This window comes from Amedibacillus sp. YH-ame6 (genome assembly GCF_053848845.1).
Map to the genome: position 1 here is coordinate 1 of NZ_JBSPEZ010000030.1, position 21,971 is coordinate 21,971.

Annotated in this window: 22 protein-coding genes and 1 other annotated feature; all 22 genes read left to right on the plus strand. The window is 34.9% G+C overall.

Annotation, left to right across the window (positions count from 1 at the left end):
- Window positions 1-147 precede the first annotated feature (147 nt).
- The 22 genes from mnmA to ACWG0P_RS14450 all read left to right on the plus strand — a co-directional run bounded on the left by mnmA (window position 148) and on the right by ACWG0P_RS14450 (window position 21,915).
- Window positions 148-1,308 carry a tRNA 2-thiouridine(34) synthase MnmA gene (gene mnmA / locus ACWG0P_RS14345; RefSeq protein WP_455802319.1) on the plus strand — a complete coding sequence of 387 codons (1,161 nt, stop codon included), beginning with the start codon at window positions 148-150 and terminating at the stop codon, window positions 1,306-1,308.
- Window positions 1,298-2,005, plus strand: coding sequence for a CPBP family intramembrane glutamic endopeptidase (locus ACWG0P_RS14350; protein WP_455802320.1), 708 nt, complete (start codon window positions 1,298-1,300; stop codon window positions 2,003-2,005). The genes mnmA and ACWG0P_RS14350 overlap by 11 nt, the downstream gene beginning before the upstream one ends.
- Before the next feature lie 18 nt (window positions 2,006-2,023).
- Window positions 2,024-4,192, plus strand: a complete 2,169-nt coding sequence (gene recD2, locus ACWG0P_RS14355) for an SF1B family DNA helicase RecD2 (RefSeq protein ID WP_455802321.1) — start codon at window positions 2,024-2,026, stop codon at window positions 4,190-4,192.
- Between the two features lie 43 nt (window positions 4,193-4,235).
- Window positions 4,236-4,412 (plus strand): hypothetical protein, encoded by a 177-nt coding sequence (locus ACWG0P_RS14360; protein ID WP_455791565.1) that lies wholly within the window; start codon window positions 4,236-4,238, stop codon window positions 4,410-4,412.
- A gap of 21 nt (window positions 4,413-4,433) precedes the next feature.
- Window positions 4,434-5,534, plus strand: a complete 1,101-nt coding sequence (locus ACWG0P_RS14365) for an AI-2E family transporter (RefSeq protein ID WP_455791567.1) — start codon at window positions 4,434-4,436, stop codon at window positions 5,532-5,534.
- Window positions 5,535-5,585: 51 nt separating this feature from the next.
- Window positions 5,586-5,777, plus strand: a binding site (T-box leader).
- Window positions 5,778-5,815: 38 nt separating this feature from the next.
- Entirely contained in the window at window positions 5,816-8,440 is a 2,625-nt protein-coding gene (gene alaS / locus ACWG0P_RS14370) for an alanine--tRNA ligase (protein WP_455802322.1), read from the plus strand.
- A 59-nt stretch (window positions 8,441-8,499) separates the two neighbouring features.
- Window positions 8,500-8,757 (plus strand): IreB family regulatory phosphoprotein, encoded by a 258-nt coding sequence (locus ACWG0P_RS14375; RefSeq protein WP_455802323.1) that lies wholly within the window; start codon window positions 8,500-8,502, stop codon window positions 8,755-8,757.
- The gene (gene ruvX / locus ACWG0P_RS14380; protein WP_455802324.1) at window positions 8,757-9,170 is read left to right on the plus strand and encodes a Holliday junction resolvase RuvX; all 414 of its coding nucleotides are present in this window, start codon (window positions 8,757-8,759) and stop codon (window positions 9,168-9,170) included. Before ACWG0P_RS14375 ends, ruvX begins: the two co-directional genes overlap by 1 nt.
- A 38-nt stretch (window positions 9,171-9,208) precedes the next feature.
- Window positions 9,209-9,469 (plus strand): DUF1292 domain-containing protein, encoded by a 261-nt coding sequence (locus ACWG0P_RS14385; protein ID WP_455791574.1) that lies wholly within the window; start codon window positions 9,209-9,211, stop codon window positions 9,467-9,469.
- On the plus strand, window positions 9,462-10,535 hold the full coding sequence (gene mltG / locus ACWG0P_RS14390) for an endolytic transglycosylase MltG (protein WP_455802325.1): 1,074 nt from the start codon (window positions 9,462-9,464) through the stop codon (window positions 10,533-10,535). The genes ACWG0P_RS14385 and mltG overlap by 8 nt, the downstream gene beginning before the upstream one ends.
- 8 nt (window positions 10,536-10,543) lie before the next feature.
- A complete protein-coding gene (gene udk / locus ACWG0P_RS14395; protein WP_455802326.1) occupies window positions 10,544-11,176 on the plus strand; it encodes a uridine kinase in 633 nt (210 codons plus the stop codon).
- 24 nt (window positions 11,177-11,200) lie between these two features.
- On the plus strand, window positions 11,201-11,680 hold the full coding sequence (greA, locus tag ACWG0P_RS14400; RefSeq protein ID WP_455802327.1) for a transcription elongation factor GreA: 480 nt from the start codon (window positions 11,201-11,203) through the stop codon (window positions 11,678-11,680).
- Between the two features lie 69 nt (window positions 11,681-11,749).
- Window positions 11,750-12,214 carry a helix-hairpin-helix domain-containing protein gene (locus ACWG0P_RS14405; protein WP_455802328.1) on the plus strand — a complete coding sequence of 155 codons (465 nt, stop codon included), beginning with the start codon at window positions 11,750-11,752 and terminating at the stop codon, window positions 12,212-12,214.
- Window positions 12,211-14,163 (plus strand): MBL fold metallo-hydrolase, encoded by a 1,953-nt coding sequence (locus tag ACWG0P_RS14410; protein ID WP_455802329.1) that lies wholly within the window; start codon window positions 12,211-12,213, stop codon window positions 14,161-14,163. The genes ACWG0P_RS14405 and ACWG0P_RS14410 overlap by 4 nt, the downstream gene beginning before the upstream one ends.
- A 5-nt stretch (window positions 14,164-14,168) precedes the next feature.
- The gene (holA, locus tag ACWG0P_RS14415; RefSeq protein WP_455802330.1) at window positions 14,169-15,131 is read left to right on the plus strand and encodes a DNA polymerase III subunit delta; all 963 of its coding nucleotides are present in this window, start codon (window positions 14,169-14,171) and stop codon (window positions 15,129-15,131) included.
- Complete coding sequence (locus tag ACWG0P_RS14420; RefSeq protein WP_455802331.1) at window positions 15,128-16,330, plus strand: L-serine ammonia-lyase, iron-sulfur-dependent, subunit alpha; 1,203 nt, start codon at window positions 15,128-15,130, stop codon at window positions 16,328-16,330. Before holA ends, ACWG0P_RS14420 begins: the two co-directional genes overlap by 4 nt.
- A 649-nt stretch (window positions 16,331-16,979) precedes the next feature.
- Complete coding sequence (locus ACWG0P_RS14425; protein WP_455802332.1) at window positions 16,980-18,416, plus strand: PTS transporter subunit EIIC; 1,437 nt, start codon at window positions 16,980-16,982, stop codon at window positions 18,414-18,416.
- Window positions 18,417-18,487: 71 nt separating this feature from the next.
- Complete coding sequence (locus ACWG0P_RS14430) at window positions 18,488-18,925, plus strand: PTS sugar transporter subunit IIA (RefSeq protein WP_455791589.1); 438 nt, start codon at window positions 18,488-18,490, stop codon at window positions 18,923-18,925.
- An 18-nt stretch (window positions 18,926-18,943) separates the two neighbouring features.
- Entirely contained in the window at window positions 18,944-20,098 is a 1,155-nt protein-coding gene (locus ACWG0P_RS14435; protein ID WP_455802333.1) for a mannitol dehydrogenase family protein, read from the plus strand.
- 12 nt (window positions 20,099-20,110) lie between these two features.
- Window positions 20,111-20,737 carry a 3-hexulose-6-phosphate synthase gene (hxlA, locus tag ACWG0P_RS14440; protein ID WP_455802334.1) on the plus strand — a complete coding sequence of 209 codons (627 nt, stop codon included), beginning with the start codon at window positions 20,111-20,113 and terminating at the stop codon, window positions 20,735-20,737.
- A 10-nt stretch (window positions 20,738-20,747) separates the two neighbouring features.
- Window positions 20,748-21,308, plus strand: a complete 561-nt coding sequence (gene hxlB, locus ACWG0P_RS14445) for a 6-phospho-3-hexuloisomerase (protein WP_455791594.1) — start codon at window positions 20,748-20,750, stop codon at window positions 21,306-21,308.
- A gap of 19 nt (window positions 21,309-21,327) precedes the next feature.
- On the plus strand, window positions 21,328-21,915 hold the full coding sequence (locus tag ACWG0P_RS14450) for a hypothetical protein (RefSeq protein WP_455791596.1): 588 nt from the start codon (window positions 21,328-21,330) through the stop codon (window positions 21,913-21,915).
- Window positions 21,916-21,971 lie beyond the last annotated feature (56 nt).

The following is a 21,971-nucleotide window of genomic DNA, read 5'->3' on the forward strand; positions in this document are numbered from 1 at the left end:
GCACTTCAGCGGCGACAATAGCTGGGCCTGCCTCAGTGAAGATAGCACGCTGCCAGGTGATCGACATCCGCAAGGATGTCTTTTTCTTTTCTGTTTTATCTATACCAATTCCATGGTATAATATTCAACGTATAAGTAGGTGAACGTATGAAACAAAAAGTACTATTAGGATTATCAGGCGGAGTTGACTCTGCTGTAGCGGCATATATATTAAAAGAACAGGGCTATGATGTTACCTGTGCTTTTATGCGTAATTGGGATTCTTTTGCGAATAACGATATTTTAGGGAATCCAACCATTCAAGATGATGTTTGTCCACAAGAACAAGATTATTTAGATGCTAAAGCAGTTGCGGATGCATTGGAGTTACCTTTGTTGAGAGTGGATTTTGTAAAGGAATACTGGGATCATGTATTTACGTATTTTTTAGATGAATATAAAAAAGGAAGAACCCCAAATCCAGATATTTTATGTAATAAATATATTAAATTTGATGCTTTTATGAACTATGCGAAAAAATTAGGGTTTGATACTTTAGCAACTGGTCATTACGCGCAAGTAGATCACAGTGGTGAAAAAAGTAAAATGTTACGTGGTGCAGATAATAATAAAGATCAAACATATTTCTTATGCCAAGTACCTCAAGACTCACTTGCACATTCTTTATTTCCTATTGGACATTTACAGAAACATGAAGTTCGTGAGATCGCAGAGAAACTGAATTTAAAGAGTGTTTCTGAAAAGAAAGATTCAACGGGAATTTGTTTTATCGGTGAACGAAATTTTAGAGAATTCTTACAAAACTATCTTCCTTGTCAAGATGGTGATATTGTAGATATTGAAACTTTGGAAGTTGTTGGTAGACATGGTGGTGTTTTATACTATACGGTTGGACAACGTAAAGGGTTAGGGATTGGTGGAAATAAAGGCCCTTGGTTTGTTGTAGGGAAGGATGTCGAAACAAATGTTTTATATGTGACCAATGGCGATGAATCCGATTGGTTGTATACAGATAGTTGTATTGTAACAGGAGTAAATTGGTTTTCATCAGAACTACCAAATGGAGAACTTCAGTGTACTGCGAAATTTAGATACCGGCAAAAAGATCATGATGTTGTGCTTCGGTTTGTAGATGAAACAACTGTTTTTGTTCGTTATGAACAAGGTGTTTCTTCTGTTACATGTGGTCAAGAAGCGGTCTTTTATAGAAATGAAGAGTGTCTTGGCGGAGGCGTCATTGAAGAAGTATTTATCAAAGGCGAAAGTTTACAAAATAGAATCAATAGGAGATTGCATGATGGAAAATAGGGAACGTGTGCATGCCTTGTCATTGCCACGAGTAATTGCTCTTTTAGTACATTATTTTGTAGGTTACATGTATGTTTATGGAATTGTAATATCTAGAATTACATTAGCGATTGATCCAAATGCAAAAATGATTTTGCCATCATTACAAATCGCTACCTATATGTTTACTATTGTGATTGCGCTTTTGTTAGCTTGGCCAGTGATAAAACAAGGATATAATAAATTTAAGGAAGCTCCATTACAAAATATAAAGCTAATTATCGGATTAGCAGTTGTTTTATTATGTGTAAATGTTACCTTATCGATGATTGTATCCTTAATTAGTAATTCAAATGGTAGTAATAACCAAGAGGTCATTCGACAAGCGAGTAATGTCGTGCCAATGATTACCTTATTGTCTACTTGTATTGCAGCTCCACTAGTAGAAGAATGTGTATTTCGAGGTGGGGTATATGGTTACCTTCGAAAGAAAACCAATTTCATAGTTGCCATTATTGTGAGTTCCATACTATTTGGTTCTATACATTTTGTGGATACACTGCTCGTTGGAGATTTCAGTGATATTATCTACTTGTTTGTATATGCTGGATTAGGCGTTGTCTTAGCGTTTAGTTATGAGAAGAGTAATAGTATATTAGTGCCTTTTGGCATTCATTTTTTAAATAATGCAATATCCATGATTGCAATGCTTTTATAATGAATTGAGGAATGATAAATGAATGAATCTTTAGTATTAAAAGCAAAACATCTTTTAACGATTTTCCGTAATGATCAAAGTGGTTATAGTGTAGCAAAATTTGTAACTTATGATGCAAATGAGGAAGATTTTGTAGCTACGGGATATTTTCGAGAATTACATGAAGATGTGATTTATGAACTTCATGGTGAATATATCGATCATCCGCGTTATGGGATGCAGTTTCAAGTGAGTGCTTATGAAAAAATGAAACCGAACGATGAAACATCATTGATTCGTTATTTTTCTAGTAGCCTGTTTCCTGGAATTGGAAAACAAACGGCCGCAATGATTGTCCAAATTCTTGGAGATGATGCCATCACAAAAATCAAAGAGAACCCAGAAGTTTTAATTGATATTCCATCATTAAACCAAAAGAAAATAGAGAGTATTTTGCATAGTGTAAACGATCATGAAAATTTAGATGATTCGATAGTGTTCTTTACGCAACATGGAATTAGTGTAAAAAACATTATGAAACTAGAAGCAACCTATGGAGAGAGAGCTGCCTCCATCGTGAAAGAAAACCCTTATCGATTGATCGAAGAAGTGGATGGAATTGGGTTTAAAACAGCTGATAAACTCGCCAAGGAATTATCATTTGCAAGTGATCATCCATATCGTATGAAAGCTGCAGTTCTTGCATGTATTCTTGATATTTGTATGGCAAATGGTGATACCTATACAAGTGAGGATGCTTTATCAAAACGATTACGTAAAGAATTCGATGTGGAAATCGTATTGGATGACTATTTGAATGAATTACAAAAAGAACGTTTGGTAATGATCGAAGATGGGCGTATATATCATCATACGCAATATGACGCAGAAAAAGGAATCGCAAATTTTTTATATCACTTTCCTTATGTAGAGGATATTTCTTTTGATTCTTCTATGAATGAGGAAATCACGGAGCTCGAAGAACGTTATCATATTCATTATGAAGCGAAACAAAAACAAGCCATGACTGCTTTCTTTAAGGATTCATTCTCTATAATTACAGGAGGCCCGGGTACTGGTAAGACGACAATTGTACAAGGCATTTTGGCACTTTGTAGAACTTTTTTGCCGACACAAAGAGTTGCACTATGCGCACCAACAGGTAGAGCTAGTAAACGTTTATCAGAGCTCAGTAATGGATCTGCAATGACTTTACATAGCTTATTAAAGTGGGATTTAGAAACTAATACATTTCAAGCAAATGAAAAAGAACCAATAGATTATGATATTTTAATCATCGATGAGTTTTCTATGGTTGATCAGTGGCTTTTTTATAATTTGGTAAAAGCTTCTAAGAATGTACGCAAGATTCTACTTATTGGAGATGAAGATCAGCTACCAAGTGTAGGTCCAGGGTGTGTCTTAAAAGATCTTATTGAATCAAAACAATTCTCTTTAAGTAGATTGGATAAGATTTTTCGTCAAAGTGAAGGTAGTGGAGTTGTTCGCTTAGCACATGAAATACGTGATGGACATATAGAGGTGATGAACAATACTGGAGATATAGCATTTTTTAATGCGCAGAACTATGAAATCAAAGATTTGGTGATGAACATTGTCTCTAATGCGTTTGAAAAAGGCTATCAGGAAAAGGATATTCAAGTGTTAGCCCCAATGTATAGGGGAGTAGCGGGTATTGATGCTTTGAATAATGCATTACAGAAAATGATCAATCCTCCTCGTGGACACGTACAAGAAATAAAAGTAGGATATCGAACATTTCGTGAAAACGATAAGATACTACAGTTGAAAAATCAACCAGATGATGGTGTGTTTAATGGAGATATAGGTACGATTCTAGAAATCATCCCAAGTTATGAAGATATTCATCATACCAATCGTATTACTGCGGATTTTGATGGTGTGATAGTTGAATATGCAGGTGAACAAATTTATCATATTACACATGCATATTGTGTTTCTATTCATAAATCACAGGGGAGTGAGTATCCAATTGTGATTTTGCCGATTGTCTCAGATTATCGTCATATGTTACAGAAACGATTGATTTATACGGCAGTTACTCGTGCAAAGAAGAGTTTGGTTATGCTAGGTGATCCAAGTGTGTTTGAAAGAGCAATTCAAATAGAGGATCGTCAGGTCAGAAAAAGTACTTTAAGACAAAGAATTTTAGAATTCTTTGGATAGAGCATCAACTTACTTCCACACTAGTAGTGATGGGAGTGATATTATGAACAAATGTATGGTTTCTGCAGTCATAGGATTAATTGCTGGAATGTATATAGGTTATACACAAGAGGAAGAATTATCTGATATTTATCGTAAATCTCGCCGGCAAAAGAAAAAAATGATGAAAAAGATTCACAAATCCTATGATCATATGTGCGACTGTATGGATTTAGACTAACCCCTAAGGGGTTTTTCTTTTATGAAAACATTACCTTTTACACAACGCTTTATTAGAATTTGTAAAAAAAGTATCCTTCCACTACTTTCTATCTTATTACTTGTACTTGTTTTAAAACAACTTCATCTTTTTGAACGTTTGGTAGATATTTATAAGTCTTGTTTGCCAATCTTCATGGGTGGTGTGATTGCATTTTTATTACAACCTATTATTGATCGCTTACGAAAACATTTTTCTACTCGTACTTCCGTATGTTTGGTGTATATTGGAATCCTATTGATGGGATGTGTCTTTTTAATGATTATAATGCCATTACTTTATCAACAAATTTTGGATTTTATAAAGGTGTTTCCTTCGTGGGTACAAAAGATTGAAGAATTTTTACAAACATACCATATCTCATACGATAACTTGAATGTCGTGAAAGAAAAATATTTGGATGAGGGTTATATCATTGTCATTGATTCTTTGAAGAATACAATGGATGTTGTGACCAAATATGGTATAGCATATATTACTGCATTTTTCCTTTCTATCGATTTAGATTTTTGGAAGCGATGTGCAAAAAAACTACTTCCTAATGTACAACGTTTTTCTACCTTTTATCTTACAATGAGTAACATTGTCTTTCAGTACTTGGTAGGTACATTAATCGACTTATTATTTATCGCATGTAGTGTTGGAGCTGTGCTTTATTTGATTGATTTTCCCAATGCTATTTTATATGCGATTATTTTAGCTTTGTTAAACTTATTTCCTTATATTGGTGCGACTTTTGGTTTGTTGTTGATTGCTGTAGTGGGATTGTTGAGCTATGATTCCTTTCCAGTCATTCCATTTCTAATTGTTTGGACCATTCAACAGATTGAATCCAATGTAATTCAACCGATGATTTTCAATCGTACAATGAATGTTCGTCCAATCCTAACCTTTGTATTTATTTTTATATCCGAAGCTTTCTTTGGAGTGGTTGGTGTAATTCTTTCTCCTATCTTTGCGGCGATTGCACAAATTGCATTTCGTTCTTATCTGCATAGTAAAACAAGTGATAAAGTAGGAGAGTGGGATGATATTTGGAGGGATTTTGATGAAGTTATGAGAGAAGAAAGTTATGAAAACTGATGTATAAACTATTTGCCAAAAGCTCCACAATATGATAAACTAAATTTATTCATTGAAACGTTGAAGAAGATGAGTACATGTCTTGACGCATCAAAGAGAGAAAGCGGTTGGTGAAAGCTTTTATGCTAAGGAATGGAAGCTACTTTGGAGTTTCACGTGATTTCGCGTTAAGAAAAAAATAAGGGTGCTTTATATACATATAAAGTGAACTAGGATGGTACCGCGTATATTTACGTTCCTGGAATAGGAACGTTTTTTTATTGTTCAGGAGGTAAGAGAGAATGAAACAATTAACAGGTAATCAAGTTCGTCAAATGTTTTTAGATTTCTTTAAATCAAAAGGACATATGATTGAACCAGGAGCTAGTTTAGTTCCACACAACGATCCAACATTATTGTGGATCAATGCAGGCGTAGCAGCTTTAAAGAAATATTTTGATGGTAGTGAAAAACCAAGAAATAATCGAATAGCAAATGCTCAAAAATCAATTCGTACCAATGATATTGAAAATGTAGGAAAGACAGCTCGTCATCATACGTTTTTTGAAATGCTTGGAAATTTTTCTATTGGTGATTATTTCAAAGAAGACGCGATTCCATTTGCTTATGAATTTTTAACGAGCCCTGAATGGATTGGATTTCCAAAAGAAAAACTATATGTGAGTGTGTATACAGATGATACAGAAGCATATCGTATTTGGACAGAAGTATGTAAGTTTGATCCAACTCATATCTTGAAAACAGATGGTAATTTTTGGGAAATTGGCGAAGGACCTGGTGGACCAGATTCTGAGATATTCTTCGATCGTGGAGAAAAGTATGATCCTGAAGGCTTAGGAGAAAAGTTGTTTTTTGAAGAGTTAGAGAATGATCGTTATATTGAAGTATGGAATGTTGTATTCTCACAATACGATTGTAAACCTGAATTAGATCGTTCAGAGTATAAAGAACTACCACAGAAAAATATAGATACGGGTATGGGTCTTGAACGATTGGTATGTCTTGTACAAGAGGGAGAAACAAACTTTGATACAGATTTATTTCTACCATTGATTCATGAGTGTGAAAAATATACGAAATATGCTTATACACAAGAAGAATATAAGATGGCATTTCGCGTAATTGCGGATCATATCCGTACAGTTACATTTGCACTTGCGGATGGTGCTTTATTCTCTAATGAAGGTAGAGGTTATGTGTTGCGTCGTGTATTACGTCGTGCTGTTCGTTTTGGTAAGAAATTAAAAATTGAAGGAGCATTTATGTACAAGCTTGTTCCAGTTGTATATGAATTAATGAAAGATTTCTATCCATACATCGGAGAAAAACTTGAGTATATCGCAAAATTAGTAAAAGCAGAAGAAGAACGTTTCCATACAACTTTATCCGATGGAGAGAAATTGATGTTGGATGTTATGGATAAAAACAAAGATACAAAATTAATTGATGGCGCAACTGCATTTAAGTTATACGATACATATGGCTTCCCATTGGAGTTGACAATCGAGATGGCACAAGAAAGTGACTATCGTGTAGATGAGAATGGTTTCCAAGAAGAAATGACGAAACAACGTGATCGTGCTCGTAATGCAAGAGAAGAAGCAGAATCTATGTCTAGTCAATCTGCGGACTTAATGGCGTTTACAAAAGAAAGTGCATTCATTGGATATGATCAGACACAATGTCATGCGTTAGTAATCGGTTTGTTTAAAGATGGAAAACAAGTAGAATCATTGGATAGTGAAGGTGATGTAATCTTTGATCAAAGTGTTTGTTATGGAGAAAGTGGAGGACAAATAGGGGATAGTGGTTCTCTTCATGGGGCTGTGGAAGCACGTATCTTACAAACTATAAAAGCACCACACAAACAACATTTACACAGAGTTTCTATAGATGCTGGAAAGTTGCATGTAGGAGATGAAGTGGAAATCGTTGTAGATGAGAAAAAACGTGATGTTATTACAAGAAATCACTCTTGTACACATTTACTACAAAGTGCTTTGAAACAAGTAGTAGGAACGCACATTCAACAAGCTGGTTCTTTTGTAAGTGATGAGTATTTACGATTTGACTTTACACATTTTGAAAAAGTGAGTGAAGCACAACTTAATGAAATTGAGGGTATTGTAAATCAATTCATCGCTGCACATTATGAAGTTCGTAAAGTAGAAATGCCAATTGAAGAAGCGAAGAAGAGTGGAGCAACTGCTTTATTTGATGAAAAATACGGTGATGTTGTTCGTGTTGTTTCTATGGGAGATGTATCTAAGGAATTCTGTGGAGGATGTCATGTGCATAATACACAAGAAATTGGTGTATGTAAAATTGTAAGCGAAGAAAGCATTGGCTCTGGAATTCGTCGTATTACTGCGAAAACAGGATTTGAAGCATATCAAGAATTCCATGCATTGGATCATACTTTACATGAAATTGCGGCAGATTTAAAAATGAACGGAATTACAAATATCGAGAATAGAGTTGTTCAAGTATTGGATGAAAATGCACAATTGAAAAAAGAAATCGCTGCATTACAAGCATCTATGTTTGCGTTAAAGGCAAATGATTTACAAACACACATTCAATCTATGAATGGAAAAGATGTATTAATCGAACGTATGGATGGTGTGGATGCGAATGCCTTAAAGGATATCGTGACAAATTTAAAAGCTAAATATGATAATCTTGTTGTATTCCTTGGTGGTATCGTGGATGATAAGGTTGTATTTGTTGGGGGGGCAGGGAAAGAAGCAGTATCTACTGGTGTAAAATGTGGAGATTTGGTTCGTGAAGCTGCGCTCATTTGTGATGGAAAAGGCGGAGGTAGACCTGATTTAGCACAATCTGGAGCAAAAGATACATCAAAAATAGAGGATGCATTTGCATTCATTAAAAATATCCTGTCATAATGCTTTTCAATTTGATGAAAATACGATAAAATATACATATACAAAAAGGAGGTAATACAATGAAAGATATAACAGAAACGATGTCTTTTTCAAGCGAAGAGTTAAAAAGAGACAATATCAAGCATGTATTACGCTTAGTGAAAGATGCTTTGGACGAAAGAGGATATAATTCTGTAAATCAACTTGCAGGATATCTTATTTCAAATGATCCAGCTTATATTTCATCACATAACAATGCGCGTACAGTGATTCAAAGTGTAGAACGCTATGAAATTATTGAAGAACTTGTAAGAGCATATCTGGAAGACGATAAGTAATGCGTGTTCTAGGACTTGATTTAGGCAGTAAAACACTTGGTGTGAGTGTAAGTGATGCACTTGGTATGATCGCTCGTTCAGTAGAAACGATTCGTTTCGAAAGCGATGATTATGATAGTGCATTTGAACAAGTACAAAAACACATCAAGGAATTCCAAGCTGACACCGTAGTTCTTGGCTTGCCTAAACATATGAATGGTGATGTTGGAATACGTGGTGATATTTCTATCATGTTTAAAGAGAAACTAGAAATATTAGGTGTAAACGTTGTGCTTTGGGATGAACGCCTTACAACGGTTGCGGCTGAACGTATTTTGATTGCGGCAGATGTATCACGTAAGAAACGTAAAAAAGTCATTGATCAAATGGCAGCAGTACAAATATTGCAGGGATATTTAGATAGTAAATACTAGGGGCTCAGCGAGCCCTTTTAGTTCTAGGAGGAAAAAATATGTTAGATTCTAATAGCTTATATGTAACAGATGAACAAGGGAATGAGAAAAGAATGGAAATTCTTTTTACGTTTAATGATGAAAATCGTGGTAAGAACTACGTAGTATTCGTGGATCCTGATGAAGAAAGCGATGAAGTATTTGCATCTGCTTACGATGAGGGTGGAAACTTGCTTCCTGTAGAAAGTGATGAAGAATGGCAAATGATTGAAGAAGTTATTGGTGCCTTCCAAGAAGATGAGGAAGCAGTGGATGAATAAAGAAGTATTCAAGAATAAAAAGGTACTCATCCCAGTTATCATTGCGGTTGTTGTGTTGGTTCTTGGTGTTGGTGGTTTTACTTATTATTCCAGTTCTTTGGGAGCAGTAAGCTCTAGTAAAGATCCTGTGGTGTTTGAAGTAAAGACAGGTGAAACATCAGAAACAATTTTAGCAAATCTAAAAGCGAATAATTTAATCAAAAATACAACCATGGCAAAACTATATATGAAAATGAATGGTTTATCTGATATGAAGGCAGGGAATTTTTCTATTGATCGTTCTATGAGTACCAAAGAAATCTTAGAGATTTTAAACGATACTACGAAAGCCAAAGATGAACAAGTACAGATTACATTTAAAGAGGGTATGTGGGCAAAAGATGTTGCCAGTGAAGTAGAAAGCAAATTAGGTGTTTCTAAAGATGAGTTGCTTACACTATGGAATGATGATACATATTTAACTGAATTGATGAAGTCGTATCCTTTCTTAACCAATGATATTCTAAATTCACAATATCGAGTGAAATTGGAAGGGTATTTATTCCCAGAGACATATACTTTTAAAAAGACAGCTACTGCAAAAGAGGTAACAACAACATTCTTGGATCATTTTGGTTCAATTTATGATAAGTATAAGAATGAAATTAGCAAAAGTGGGTATAGTGTACAAGAGATTGTTACACTATCAAGTGTTGTTCAATATGAAGCAGCAAAGAAATCAGATATGGATATGATTGCGGGCGTATTCTACAATCGTTTGAAACAGAACATGCCTTTACAATCAAGTGTAACCGTATGTTATGCACTATATGATAACCTTACAAGCAGTGATGATTGTGAAATTCAAACGGATATCAATTCTCCATATAATACATATCAAGTGTCTGGACTTCCTATTGGGCCAATTTTAAATCCTGGGGAAGAAGCCATTCATGCGGTATTAAATCCAAAAGATAGTGAATATTTATATTTTGTTGCGGACATTTATGGCGATGGAACTGTATATTATGCAAAAACATTGAATGAACAAGAAGCAAACATTGATAAGTATGGACTTAGAAAATAGAGGCTGTTATGAGAAAGATGATCGTTATTGGAATTGCTGGAGGTAGTGCTTCAGGAAAAACTTCTATTTCAAAACAATTGAAAGAGAGGTACGAGGATACCAGCTCCGTCGTTATTATTCGACAAGATGATTATTATAAAGATCAATCCCATATGGTAATGGAAGAGAGAGTAAAGACAAACTATGACCATCCATTTGCATTTGATAATGATCTATTGGTATCACAGTTATCTGCTTTAATGACAGGAAATGAAATACAAAAACCTGTTTATGATTTTGTGGAGCATACACGTTCTACCGAAATCGAAGCGATTGAACCTAGTGATGTACTTGTGTTAGAAGGTTTGTTTGTATTAGAAAACGAAGATCTTCGTAAGTTATGCGATATTAAAATATTTGTTGATACGGATGCTGATTTGCGTTTTATTAGAAGACTTGTACGTGATGTGAAGAAACGTGGACGTACTTTGGATTCTGTTGTTGATCAATATATTGGTACGGTACGTGATATGCACAATCAATTTGTGGAACCAAGCAAACGATACGCTGACATCATTATCCCCGAGGGTGGTAAGAATGTTGTAGCAATCGACTTATTACTTACGAAAATTAGTAGTATTATTTCAGAGAATATGGTATAATAGCGAGCGAATAGGAGTGAAATTATGGCTCAAGAAGAAAAGTTTTTAGTAACAAAAGAAGGCTTAGATGAATTATTAAAAGAACAAGATCGTTTGATCCACGTTGTGCGTGATGAGGTTATTCGTGAACTTCAAGAAGCTCGTGCGCAAGGTGACCTTAGTGAAAATGCGGACTACGATGCTGCAAGAGATCATCAAGCACAAGTAGAAGCAAGAATTCGTGATTTAGAGGCAATGATTTCGAAAGCGGAAATTATTGAAGAAGATAAAAAATCAGCCAAACGTAAATCTGTTTCTTTAGGTGCTACGGTTACCATATTAGATATGGAAACAAACGAAGAAGAAACATATACGATTGTTGGTTCTATCGAATCTGATCCATTGAATGGCAAATTATCTAACATTACACCACTTGCGAATGCTCTTATGGAACATAAAGCAGGAGATGTTGTAGAAGTTATGACAGAAAATCCATACAATGTAAAAATCGTTTCTTTAAAATAATCCTTGATTGGATTATTTTTTTTAGGATTTTTATCATAGAATCTCGTATATAAATAGTGGAGGGGTTCTATGAAAAAAATAATTTTAGTTTTATTTTTATTGTGTTTGTTTTATGGACGTTTTGAGTATGTTGATTTAAGTAAGTATGGAAGTACAACAAAAAGGATTGAGGTGAAGGGAGAAGTACAGAAACCAGGAATTTATACAACGGATGTTCATGCCAGTATTGAAGAAATCCTAGCACTTGCTGGAGGCATAAAGGAGAACGGAGATACTTCTCATTTAAACCTTACAGAAGATATTGTGAATCATGGTGTGATTGTTGTGAAAGAAAAAGCTTCTAAGAAGCTTATTTCTATCAATTCTGCTTCACTAGAAGAACTTGATACACTTTCTGGAATTGGTCCAGCAGTAGCTAATAGAATCATTGCATATCGTACACTTCATCCATTTCTTACACTCGAACAATTAAAGGAAGTGAAAGGAATAGGAGATAAGTTATATGATAAGTTGAAGGATGATATTACCCTATGAAAAACACTTGGTTATTAATAGGAATGATCTGGTTGTTTTCGGAATGGATTCCATATACAGCACTTCTTGTCGTGCTCTTATTTTGTATGACACTGTTTTATATCAAGCACTATAAAGTTCACGTTGTATTCTTTATATGTATCATCCTTGTCTTTCTACAGTGTTGTGGGACTTCACAACACCCAAAGCCAGTTTCAAAAATTGTACAAATAAAAGAAATAAAAGCAAATTATGTAATCGCATCTACTGGTGATTATAAGGTTGTACTGTATGGAGTTGATCAGATAAATTTTGATGATGTCATTGAAGTAAAAGGTGAATATCAATATATTCAAACAATACATAATATTCAACAATTTAGTTTTGAGAAATGGTTGAATCGAAAATCGATTTATTATCAAATGAACGTGAAGACTTACAAGGTTATACAAGCAGGAACAGGCATACGTTCTATGCTTTATCAGCGTGTCTCGATGTTTCAGAATAAAGATGTTGTGGAATGGATAAAATCCTTATTGTATGGCATCCACGAGGGCGATGTGTCCTTCTTTGTGACATCAAGTGGTATGCACATAGCATTCTTGATGTATCTCTTACAGAAGGCTCTACAGCGTAAGTTATCCAAACGTAGTGCAAGTTTTATTGTCTTTCTTGGTATTGGGGGTATTGCGTATTGTACTTTACTTTCATCCACCCTGATACGAATCCTTTGTTTTTCTTTGGTCTCGTATGTATTTCACAATTCATCTAGATACGATACATTAGGAATAAGTATGTGCTTTGTGCTTTTGCTGTTTCCCTATATGGCTTATGAAGTTGCATTCTTATTGCCAGTTGGATTTCGTCTTTTGTCCTTGTTTAACATTCAAAAAAGGAATGCTATGATCAGTTCATTATGCTTTATGATTCCTTTTCAATTGCATTTTTTTCACAGTTTTAACCCAATACAGATTCTTTCATTCCGTATCTTTCGTACAATCTACGCCATGTTGTATTTGTTGGCATGGGGAATGGTATTATTTCCTGTGAAAAGATTATTAGATATTTCAATGCATATGTATGATTTCGTAAGGACATTGGAATCGTGGGGGTGGGATGTATATTTTACACCTAATATTTTTTGGTTATTGCTATGGATTTATTATTTGATGAAGTACTTAAGTTATCGCAAGAATGACTTAAAAACATTATGTGCGTTATTAGTTTTTATTCCATGTGCGCCATATTTAAATCCTTTTGGAGAAATCTACATGCTAGATGTAGGACAAGGAGATTGTACACTGATAAAACTTCCATTTCATCAAGGTATCATGTTAATTGATGTGATGGGAAGTCTATATAAAGATATACCGAAAGATATCATCGTTCCAATATTAAAGGACAAAGGAATACATGCAATTGATAAAGTGATTATTACCCATGAGGATTATGATCATAGCGGAGGGTTAAAACAATTACAGAATTTAATTCCGGTAGGAGAAGTAATTCGTACAAAACAAAAAGAAACATCACTAGGAAGTCTTCGTATTCCTTTTATCATAGAGAACTACGAAGGGAAAGATGCGAATGAAAATAGTATCGTAACATATCTAGAAGTATTTGGTATTTCAGCTTTGTTTATGGGGGATGTTGGAATAGAGGGGGAAAGAGAATTGTTAAAACAATATCCCAATATGGAAGTGGATATATTAAAGGTAGGACATCATGGAAGCAACACGTCTTCTTCGATTGAATTCTTGCATCAAATACGTCCGCAAATCGCTTTAATATCTGCTGGAAGAAACAATCGTTATCATCATCCAAGTACACAAACTCTTGAAAGAATGCGCTTTGAGAATATATATCCACTTATTACTTCGAAAAATGGCGCAGTTTCTATAAAATTTTGTAAATATTTCGCTTTTTATAGGACGGCAGACAATGAATTTGGTATAATAAACAACAGGTGATAAGAATGAACTATATACTGCATGGAGAAGAACAGTTTCGATTACAAGAAGCATTGCGTAAAATTGTACAATCGTATATGGAACAAGGTGATGAAATGAACACCATTGTTTATGACGCGCTGAAAAGTGATGTTCATGTGTTGTTAGAGGATGCGCAAACAATACCGTTTTTTTCGCAGCATAAAGTAATCCTTATCCAAAATGCGAACTTTTTAACTACGAGTGATGATACAGGATGGGACTTGGTTCCTCTAGAAGCATATTTGAACGATCCATTAGAATCTACGGTTCTCATATTTATCACAACTACGGATAAGTTGGATGCTCGTAAAAAAATCGTTAAAAAAATGAAAGAAACATGTAAGGTCATGGTGTTTTCTAAAGTAGACGATCAAGAAAAAATACGGTATGCAAATGAACAGATTACAAAACGTAATTTGGTACTTGATTATGCGGCAAAAGAGTTATTACTGTTACGATTGCCTAATGATATACGTTCCATTCAAAACGAACTAGGTAAACTTGAACTGTTTGGAGGAACGATTACACGGGAAATCGTAGAAGACCTTGTGACGCGTCCGATTGAAGAAGATGTATTTCAATTGGTAAATGCAGTTGTGGATAAGGATTTAAAGAAAGCATTTCATGCGTGGGCAGATATGCAAGTCTTAAATAAAGATGCAATCTTTTTGATTGCTACATTAGCTTCGCAGTTTCGCTTACTTTATCAGGTACGAGTCTTAATGGATGAGGGTAGGCAAAAGGATGATATTGTTTCTATCACCAATGCACATCCATATCGTGTACAACTTAGTATGAATACAGCAAAGCGTTTAACGGCTAGGGAACTGTTATCTATACTTGAACGTCTAGCTACTTTGGATCAACAAATTAAAAGTGGTCTTATGAAAAAAGAAATCGGATTTGAAATGTTTTTATTAAGTCTTGGAGGAGAAGAATGTAAATGAAGTCATTAAAAGAATTGTATCGTGTAGGACCTGGTCCGTCCTCATCACACACGCTGGGACCACAAAGAGCAACAGCTTTATTCAAAGAAAAGTTTCATCATGCACATCATTATGAAGCAGAACTATATGGTTCATTGTCCTTGACAGGGAAAGGACATTTAACAGACTATATCATCATCGAAACTATGAAACCAAAAGATTGCATGGTTTTATTCAAAGCGAAAGATAACTTAAAGCATCCGAATACGATGAAATTATTAGCATACAATGATAATAATGATATCTTAGGTGAATGGACTATTTATTCAGTTGGTGGTGGTGCAATACAAATTGAGGGAGAAGACAGCAAAGAGGGAAAAGATGTCTATCCTCATCATACATTAAAAGATATAGAAGAGTATTGTACATCTCATAATTGGGAATTGTGGCAGTATATTAACATGTTTGATCCATTGGATGATTATATGGACATGATTATGACACAGATGATAGCTACTGTAGATAGTGGATTATCAAAAGAGGGAACACTACCTGGTACTTTGAAATTAGATCGTGTAGCGAAAGATTTGAAATATAAAGCTGAACATAATAAAAGCGCTATTGAAAAAGAAAAGATGTTGTTATGTGCATATGCATATGCAGCCTGTGAGGAAAATGCATCAGGATGTACGACTGTAACGGCACCTACTCTTGGAAGTAGTGGAATTATACCGGCCTTAATTTATTATCATCACAAAGATTTAGGCTATTCAAAGGAATGTATTCGTAATGGTTTAAAGGTTGCGGGATTATTTGGCAACTTAATAAAAGAAAATGCTACGATTTCTGGTGCACAAGGTGGATGTCAAGCGGAGATTGGTGCTGCGGTAGCTATGGGAGCGGCGATGTCAGCTTATTTTAGAGGTCTTCCTACTGCGCAAATAGAATATGCAGCAGAGATAGGTATTGAGCATCATCTTGGACTTACATGCGATCCTGTAGGTGGCTATGTAATGATTCCATGTATCGAACGAAATGCGGTTGGTGTTTTACGTGCACTTGATTCAGCATTATTGGCTCAAAATATTAGTGAGCTAAGAGGACACAAAGTATCCTTTGATATGGTGGTTCATACAATGAATTATACTGGTAAGAAAATACCAATCGAACTACGTGAAACATCTCTTGGAGGATTAGCGACTATCGTGCCTAATACGTAAATCAGATACTTTTGATAAACAAAAACAGTTCTTTTTGAAGTGAACCCCCTAAATTGGACAACCAATTAAAGGAGGTTCATTTTTAGATTATGTCAAAACTTACAAGAGAACAAAAAATTGAAATTTATAAAAAGAAAAAAACAGGTCATAGTTACACTCCTATCAAATGATTATATGTTTAATAGGAATTAATTGTGGTGCATGGTTATTATTTTTTTTGAAGTAATGTCTCTATAAAATATGAAAATGGAAGAATCATGTATATACAAAAATTGGTAAAATATTATCATCAAAACATATAGTATATTTTGTATAATTTCGATATGATATGGGAAGTACATTTTATTATTGTGACACATATGTTTTAAATAAATTAACATTTATAAAAGGGGAGATCACATAAATATTTTAATTATAATTATTCATACCAGTCCATGTGATTGTATAAAAGCCTTTATTTTATTAGGTTTTTTGTTCTTTCAATCTTGTCACATGGCTTCGTCAGACAACATTAAATGGGAATGCTTTGTTTATCGAAAAACGCGAGGCTATAATGTAGGTGAAAGGAGTAGCAGAGCAAAATAGGAACAGAAGTAACATGGGAAGACTAATGTAAAATGTTGTAAAAACTTATGAGAGGAGAATGAAAATGGAAAACAGTTCTAGCTTTAAAATTAAGATTCAAAAGTTTGGCGCTACATTGTCAGCAATGGTTATGCCAAATATTCCAGCATTTATTGCTTGGGGTATCTTAACAGCTTTATTTATTCCGACTGGTTGGGCACCAAATGAAGATTTAAATAATCTTGTTGGACCTACCTTAAAATTCCTGATGCCAATCTTGATTGGTTATACAGGTGGTTATAACGTTTATGGGAAACGAGGAGGGGTTGCTGGTGCAATCGCTACAATCGGTGTTGTAATCGGTGCTGAAATCACCATGTTAATTGGTGGTATGGTGATGGGACCTCTTGGTGCAATCATCATTAAATACGTCGACAAGGCGTTAGAAGGTCATATCAAAACTGGTCTTGAAATGCTTGTCAATAACTTTACATTAGGTATTATAGGGGCTCTTATTATGGTTGCAGGATATTGGGTAGTAACTCCAATATTTGATGCCATCTTAAGTGTAATTTCTTCAGGAGTACAATGGACAGTAGATAACAACTTATTGCCATTTGCATCCATCTTTGTGCCACCAGCACAAGTATTGTTCCTAAACAACGCCGTAAACCACGGCATTATGATTCCACTAGGTGTAGAACAAGCAGCCGAGACAGGTAAATCTATTCTATTCTTAGTAGAAGCAAATGGTGGTATGTGGTCTGGCTTAGTATTAGCATATTGTATCTTCGCTAAAGGTGAAGACAAATCATCCGCTTATTCTGCACTTCCTATCATGGTATTTGGTGGTATCGGTGAGGTAGCATTCCCTTATGCGTTAATGCACCCATCAACACTATTAGGACCAATCGTTGGTAACACTTTCGCAATCTTTGTATTACAAATGTTTGATGGAGGAACAGTGGCAGCTGTTTCACCAGGTAGTATTATTGCCCTCGTGCTAATGTCTCCAAAAGATAGTATGTTTATCAATGTGATCGCTTATCTTGGAGCAGCAGCAATCTCTTGTGTCATCGCTGGTTTCTTCTTGATGCGTATTTATAAAAATACAAAACCTGAATTAGAAATGGCTGGCGCTGGTGCAGTATCAGGTGGTAGTGCAAGCTCAATTACTGCTACAGGTACAGTTACTAAGTTAAGTGATTTCCGTATGATGAATGAGATTCCTAAGAATGTAAAGAAAATTGTCGTTGCTTGTGATGCTGGTATGGGTTCAAGTACGATGGGAACTTCTTTATTAAAGAGTAAAGTTTCAAAAGCAATGCTGAACGTAGAGGTAAAACATAATTCTGTTGCCGAAATTGATGCAGATGCAGATGTTGTAATTACAAGTGATCCATTATTTGATCGCGCTGTTAGTTCATGTCCTAACAAAAATGCAGCCATCATTGGTTTTGATAACCTAATGAATAAAGATGGTTATGACATGGTCATTAACGAAATCAAAAAGAATGTATAAAACGTGATAGAAACATTGATTGGGAAAGGTGTTATCATCTTTCCCAATATGTTACATAAGGAGGTCGCAAAATGCAGGATATTCTTAATGGGAAAAATATCGTTTTAAATGCGAGGATACAGGATATGAGTGAAGCGATACAGAAGAGTGGTGAAGTATTGCTTAACAATGGTTATATCACTCCTGAATATATCGATGATATGTTAAAAAAAGAAGAAATTTGCCCTTCTTATATAGGTATGAATATTGCGATTCCTCATGGCTTCAGTCATTCTGAAACTATGATCAAACGCTCAGGAGTAAGTTTCATTCAAGTACCACAAGGCTTTCAAACAAGTCGGGGAGAAACCGTGTATCTTGTATTTGGCATTGCTGGTAATAATGATGAACATATCAATGTTTTAGGGAAAATAGCATTGATATGTTCGGAAGACGAAAATGTGGAGCGTTTAAAAAATGCAAAAACAACGGAAGAGGTCTTCAATATTTTAAACTTAAATGATGAGTAAACATGAGGAGGATAGGTTATGGAAACAGCGGTACATTTTGGCGCAGGGGCTATCGGTAGAGGATTACTTGGAGATTTATTGTATGAGAGTGGATACCAAATTGTATTTGTAGATACGATGCAAAAATTGATTGATCAAATCAATGAGACAAATAGCTTTACTTTAATTGAGATGGAATTAGGAAACCATCGCAAAGTGATTGACCATGTACAAGCACTTCATTCTATTGACGAAAGTGATAAGGTAATTGATGTTATTGCGGAAGCGCTCATCCTTACCACTAGTGTACGAGTAGAAAATTTAAAAAGAATTGCTCCAGTGATTGGAAAAGGATTGTTGAAACGTTTGGAAAAAGGGGTTCGTCCTATCGATATCCTTGCGTTTGAAAATGCATATCGTGCAAGTGATACATTAAAGGAAGAAATCCTAAAATGTACACCAGAGTTAAACGAAGAAACCATTGGAAAGGTAGCTTGCTTTGCAAATACAATTACAGATCGTGTGGTTATGAATATCGAAGAAGATGGAAAAAGTATCATACAAGTGGGAGATACCTTTGAAGCAGCTATTGAACAAGATCGTTTATATGATCCGACTTCGAAACCAATTAAGGATGGTTCCTATACAAATAATATAAATCTTGCTTTGGATCGTAAATTGTTTGTGGTAAATGGTGGTCATTGTGCATGTGGATATCTTGGAAATCTACGTGGATATACAATTATGATGGATGGTTTTATAGATCCAGAGGTATACAAAGAAGTACGTGATCAAATGTGTGAAGTAGGGAAGATGTTAAGTAAAAAACACAATATTGATTATGCGGAACTTGCTGAGTATATTGAATTTGCATTGGAACGATATTTGTCTAGTAAAAATACAGATTATGTTGTTCGTGTATGCCGTAATCCAATTCGTAAACTTCATCCCAATGATCGTTTATCAGGACCTGCTATACAAGCAATGAAGTTAGGGATGCCATATCAAAACATTGCTAGAGCAATTGCAGCTGCCTTTACATTTGATCGTTTGGAAGATGAAGAATCACAACAGATTCAAGACTTTATCCGCAACGAAGGAATTGAAAAAGCGATTACCAACTTTACAACAATTCCATCAGATACAGATTTATTTGCATGTATCTTACAGTATTATAAGGACTTTAAAAAATAGGAGGATAATTGTATGAAATTACAAATTGCATTAGATGAAGTAAGTGTTGAAGAAGGTATGAAACTCTGTGAGGAATTAAGAAACTATATCGATATCATCGAAATAGGTACACCCTTTGTTATACGAGAAGGTACAAAAGCAGTAGAGTTATTTGCAAAAGCTTTTCCTGAAAAAGAAATTTTAGCAGATCTTAAAATTATGGATGCAGGAGATTATGAATCACAGCTTGCATTTGATGCAAATGCGGAATATGCAACTGTCCTTGCTGTTACGGATTTATTAACAATTAAGGGTTGTGTGGATGCTGCCAATCGCTACAACAAACAATGTGTGGTAGACTTAATTTGTGAACAAGATTTCCCTAGCAAAATCAAAGCATTAGAAGAAATCGGTGTACATGTAATTGCTGTGCATACTGGAGCTGATCAACAACATGCAGGTAGAACACCACTTGAAGATTTAACAGAGGTAAAATCCTTGGTAAAAAATGCAAAAGTTGCTGTGGCTGGTGGTATCAATAGCTCAACGATTGAAAAGTATGTAACATTAAAACCAGATATCATCATCGTAGGTTCTGGAATTTGTAATCATGCAAATCCTTTGGAAGAAGCTAAACGAATCAAAGAAAAAATGTGCTAGGTGAAGGAATATGAATACAAGTGAGAGTATTGTTGGAATAGGACAAGAACTTGCAACCTATGCAACACATATAAAAGAAGAAGAATTAGATACGGCTATCTCAATGTTATTAAAAGCGAAACGGATTTTTGTTGGAGGGAGCGGTCGTTCAGGTTTTGTCGCAAGAGCATTCGCCAATCGTATGATGCATTTGGGACTTACAATGTATGTTGTAGGGGAGACAACGACACCATCGATCCGTAAGGATGATGTCCTATTTATTATTTCTGGTTCTGGTAATACCGCAAGTCATGTAAACAATGCATTCCTTGCTAATAAGGAAGGAGCAAAGGTGATTACCATAACAATTTTCCCACAAAACAAGATTGGTAGTGTGGCAGATGCTTGTGTTGTACTACCAGGTAAAACGGATAAAATAGAAGATGAAAATCAAAGCGAAAGCTTACAGCCAGCTGGAAATATGTTTGAACAACTTTCTTGGTTGACTTGTGATGCAATTGCTATGAGTATTCAAAAAGAACGTCACCAAACACAAGAACAAATGCATTATCGTCACGCTAATATGGAATAAAAAGAAAGAGGGAATACAAATGGAGAAGAACAACACAACGAAAATTAAAAAAAGAGGAAACTTTTATGTTACTAAGATCATTCCAAGTACATTTACCATTCGCGGTGTTTATTTTGATACGAAGTATGAAAAAATGATGAAAATTAAAGATCGTCAAACCTATGTGTGGTTTTCTATCTTTGCAGTTTTGGAAGGATTACTTCGACCATATATATTTGAAATTGTTCTTGGCTTAGGCATTAGCATTGTAATTGCCAATGTGCTGTTCTACTTCATGTTTATCAATACAAAAGAACGAGTGAATATCAAACTTCAAGAAAGCGAATTCTATGAAGTAGCTAAGAAAAAACATAAAGTTTGGCAACAAGCACTCACCATGTCATTGGTATTTGTATGCTTAACACGTTTGATTATTTTTGTTCAACCAGGCGTTGTTAGTAGTGAACGTGTCATGATTGTATATGGTATGGCACTTACCTTATGTTTGTTATGTATTTCGTTTTGGATTTATTATGGAAAAATCAAAAATATGAATCCACATCAAATAAAAAGGACTAGAAAGAAAAAAGTAACAAAAAAACAAAAGAAGATGAAATATATCCAATAAATATTGGATATTTCATGTTTATCATGGGGATGTTAGGCAATTGGGTTGAAAGGAGA

Coding starts and splice junctions, on each gene's coding strand:
- mltG (WP_455802325.1), top strand. CDS start 9,462: ATGAATAAAGAAGTATTCAAGAATAAAAAGGTACTCATCCCAGTTATC.
- alaS (WP_455802322.1), top strand. CDS start 5,816: ATGAAACAATTAACAGGTAATCAAGTTCGTCAAATGTTTTTAGATTTC.
- greA (WP_455802327.1), top strand. CDS start 11,201: ATGGCTCAAGAAGAAAAGTTTTTAGTAACAAAAGAAGGCTTAGATGAA.
- ACWG0P_RS14385 (WP_455791574.1), top strand. CDS start 9,209: ATGTTAGATTCTAATAGCTTATATGTAACAGATGAACAAGGGAATGAG.
- ACWG0P_RS14365 (WP_455791567.1), top strand. CDS start 4,434: ATGAAAACATTACCTTTTACACAACGCTTTATTAGAATTTGTAAAAAA.
- ACWG0P_RS14410 (WP_455802329.1), top strand. CDS start 12,211: ATGAAAAACACTTGGTTATTAATAGGAATGATCTGGTTGTTTTCGGAA.
- ACWG0P_RS14435 (WP_455802333.1), top strand. CDS start 18,944: ATGGAAACAGCGGTACATTTTGGCGCAGGGGCTATCGGTAGAGGATTA.
- recD2 (WP_455802321.1), top strand. CDS start 2,024: ATGAATGAATCTTTAGTATTAAAAGCAAAACATCTTTTAACGATTTTC.
- hxlA (WP_455802334.1), top strand. CDS start 20,111: ATGAAATTACAAATTGCATTAGATGAAGTAAGTGTTGAAGAAGGTATG.
- ACWG0P_RS14425 (WP_455802332.1), top strand. CDS start 16,980: ATGGAAAACAGTTCTAGCTTTAAAATTAAGATTCAAAAGTTTGGCGCT.
- ACWG0P_RS14350 (WP_455802320.1), top strand. CDS start 1,298: ATGGAAAATAGGGAACGTGTGCATGCCTTGTCATTGCCACGAGTAATT.
- ruvX (WP_455802324.1), top strand. CDS start 8,757: ATGCGTGTTCTAGGACTTGATTTAGGCAGTAAAACACTTGGTGTGAGT.
- udk (WP_455802326.1), top strand. CDS start 10,544: ATGAGAAAGATGATCGTTATTGGAATTGCTGGAGGTAGTGCTTCAGGA.
- ACWG0P_RS14375 (WP_455802323.1), top strand. CDS start 8,500: ATGAAAGATATAACAGAAACGATGTCTTTTTCAAGCGAAGAGTTAAAA.
- hxlB (WP_455791594.1), top strand. CDS start 20,748: ATGAATACAAGTGAGAGTATTGTTGGAATAGGACAAGAACTTGCAACC.
- mnmA (WP_455802319.1), top strand. CDS start 148: ATGAAACAAAAAGTACTATTAGGATTATCAGGCGGAGTTGACTCTGCT.
- ACWG0P_RS14420 (WP_455802331.1), top strand. CDS start 15,128: ATGAAGTCATTAAAAGAATTGTATCGTGTAGGACCTGGTCCGTCCTCA.
- ACWG0P_RS14430 (WP_455791589.1), top strand. CDS start 18,488: ATGCAGGATATTCTTAATGGGAAAAATATCGTTTTAAATGCGAGGATA.
- ACWG0P_RS14360 (WP_455791565.1), top strand. CDS start 4,236: ATGAACAAATGTATGGTTTCTGCAGTCATAGGATTAATTGCTGGAATG.
- holA (WP_455802330.1), top strand. CDS start 14,169: ATGAACTATATACTGCATGGAGAAGAACAGTTTCGATTACAAGAAGCA.
- ACWG0P_RS14450 (WP_455791596.1), top strand. CDS start 21,328: ATGGAGAAGAACAACACAACGAAAATTAAAAAAAGAGGAAACTTTTAT.
- ACWG0P_RS14405 (WP_455802328.1), top strand. CDS start 11,750: ATGAAAAAAATAATTTTAGTTTTATTTTTATTGTGTTTGTTTTATGGA.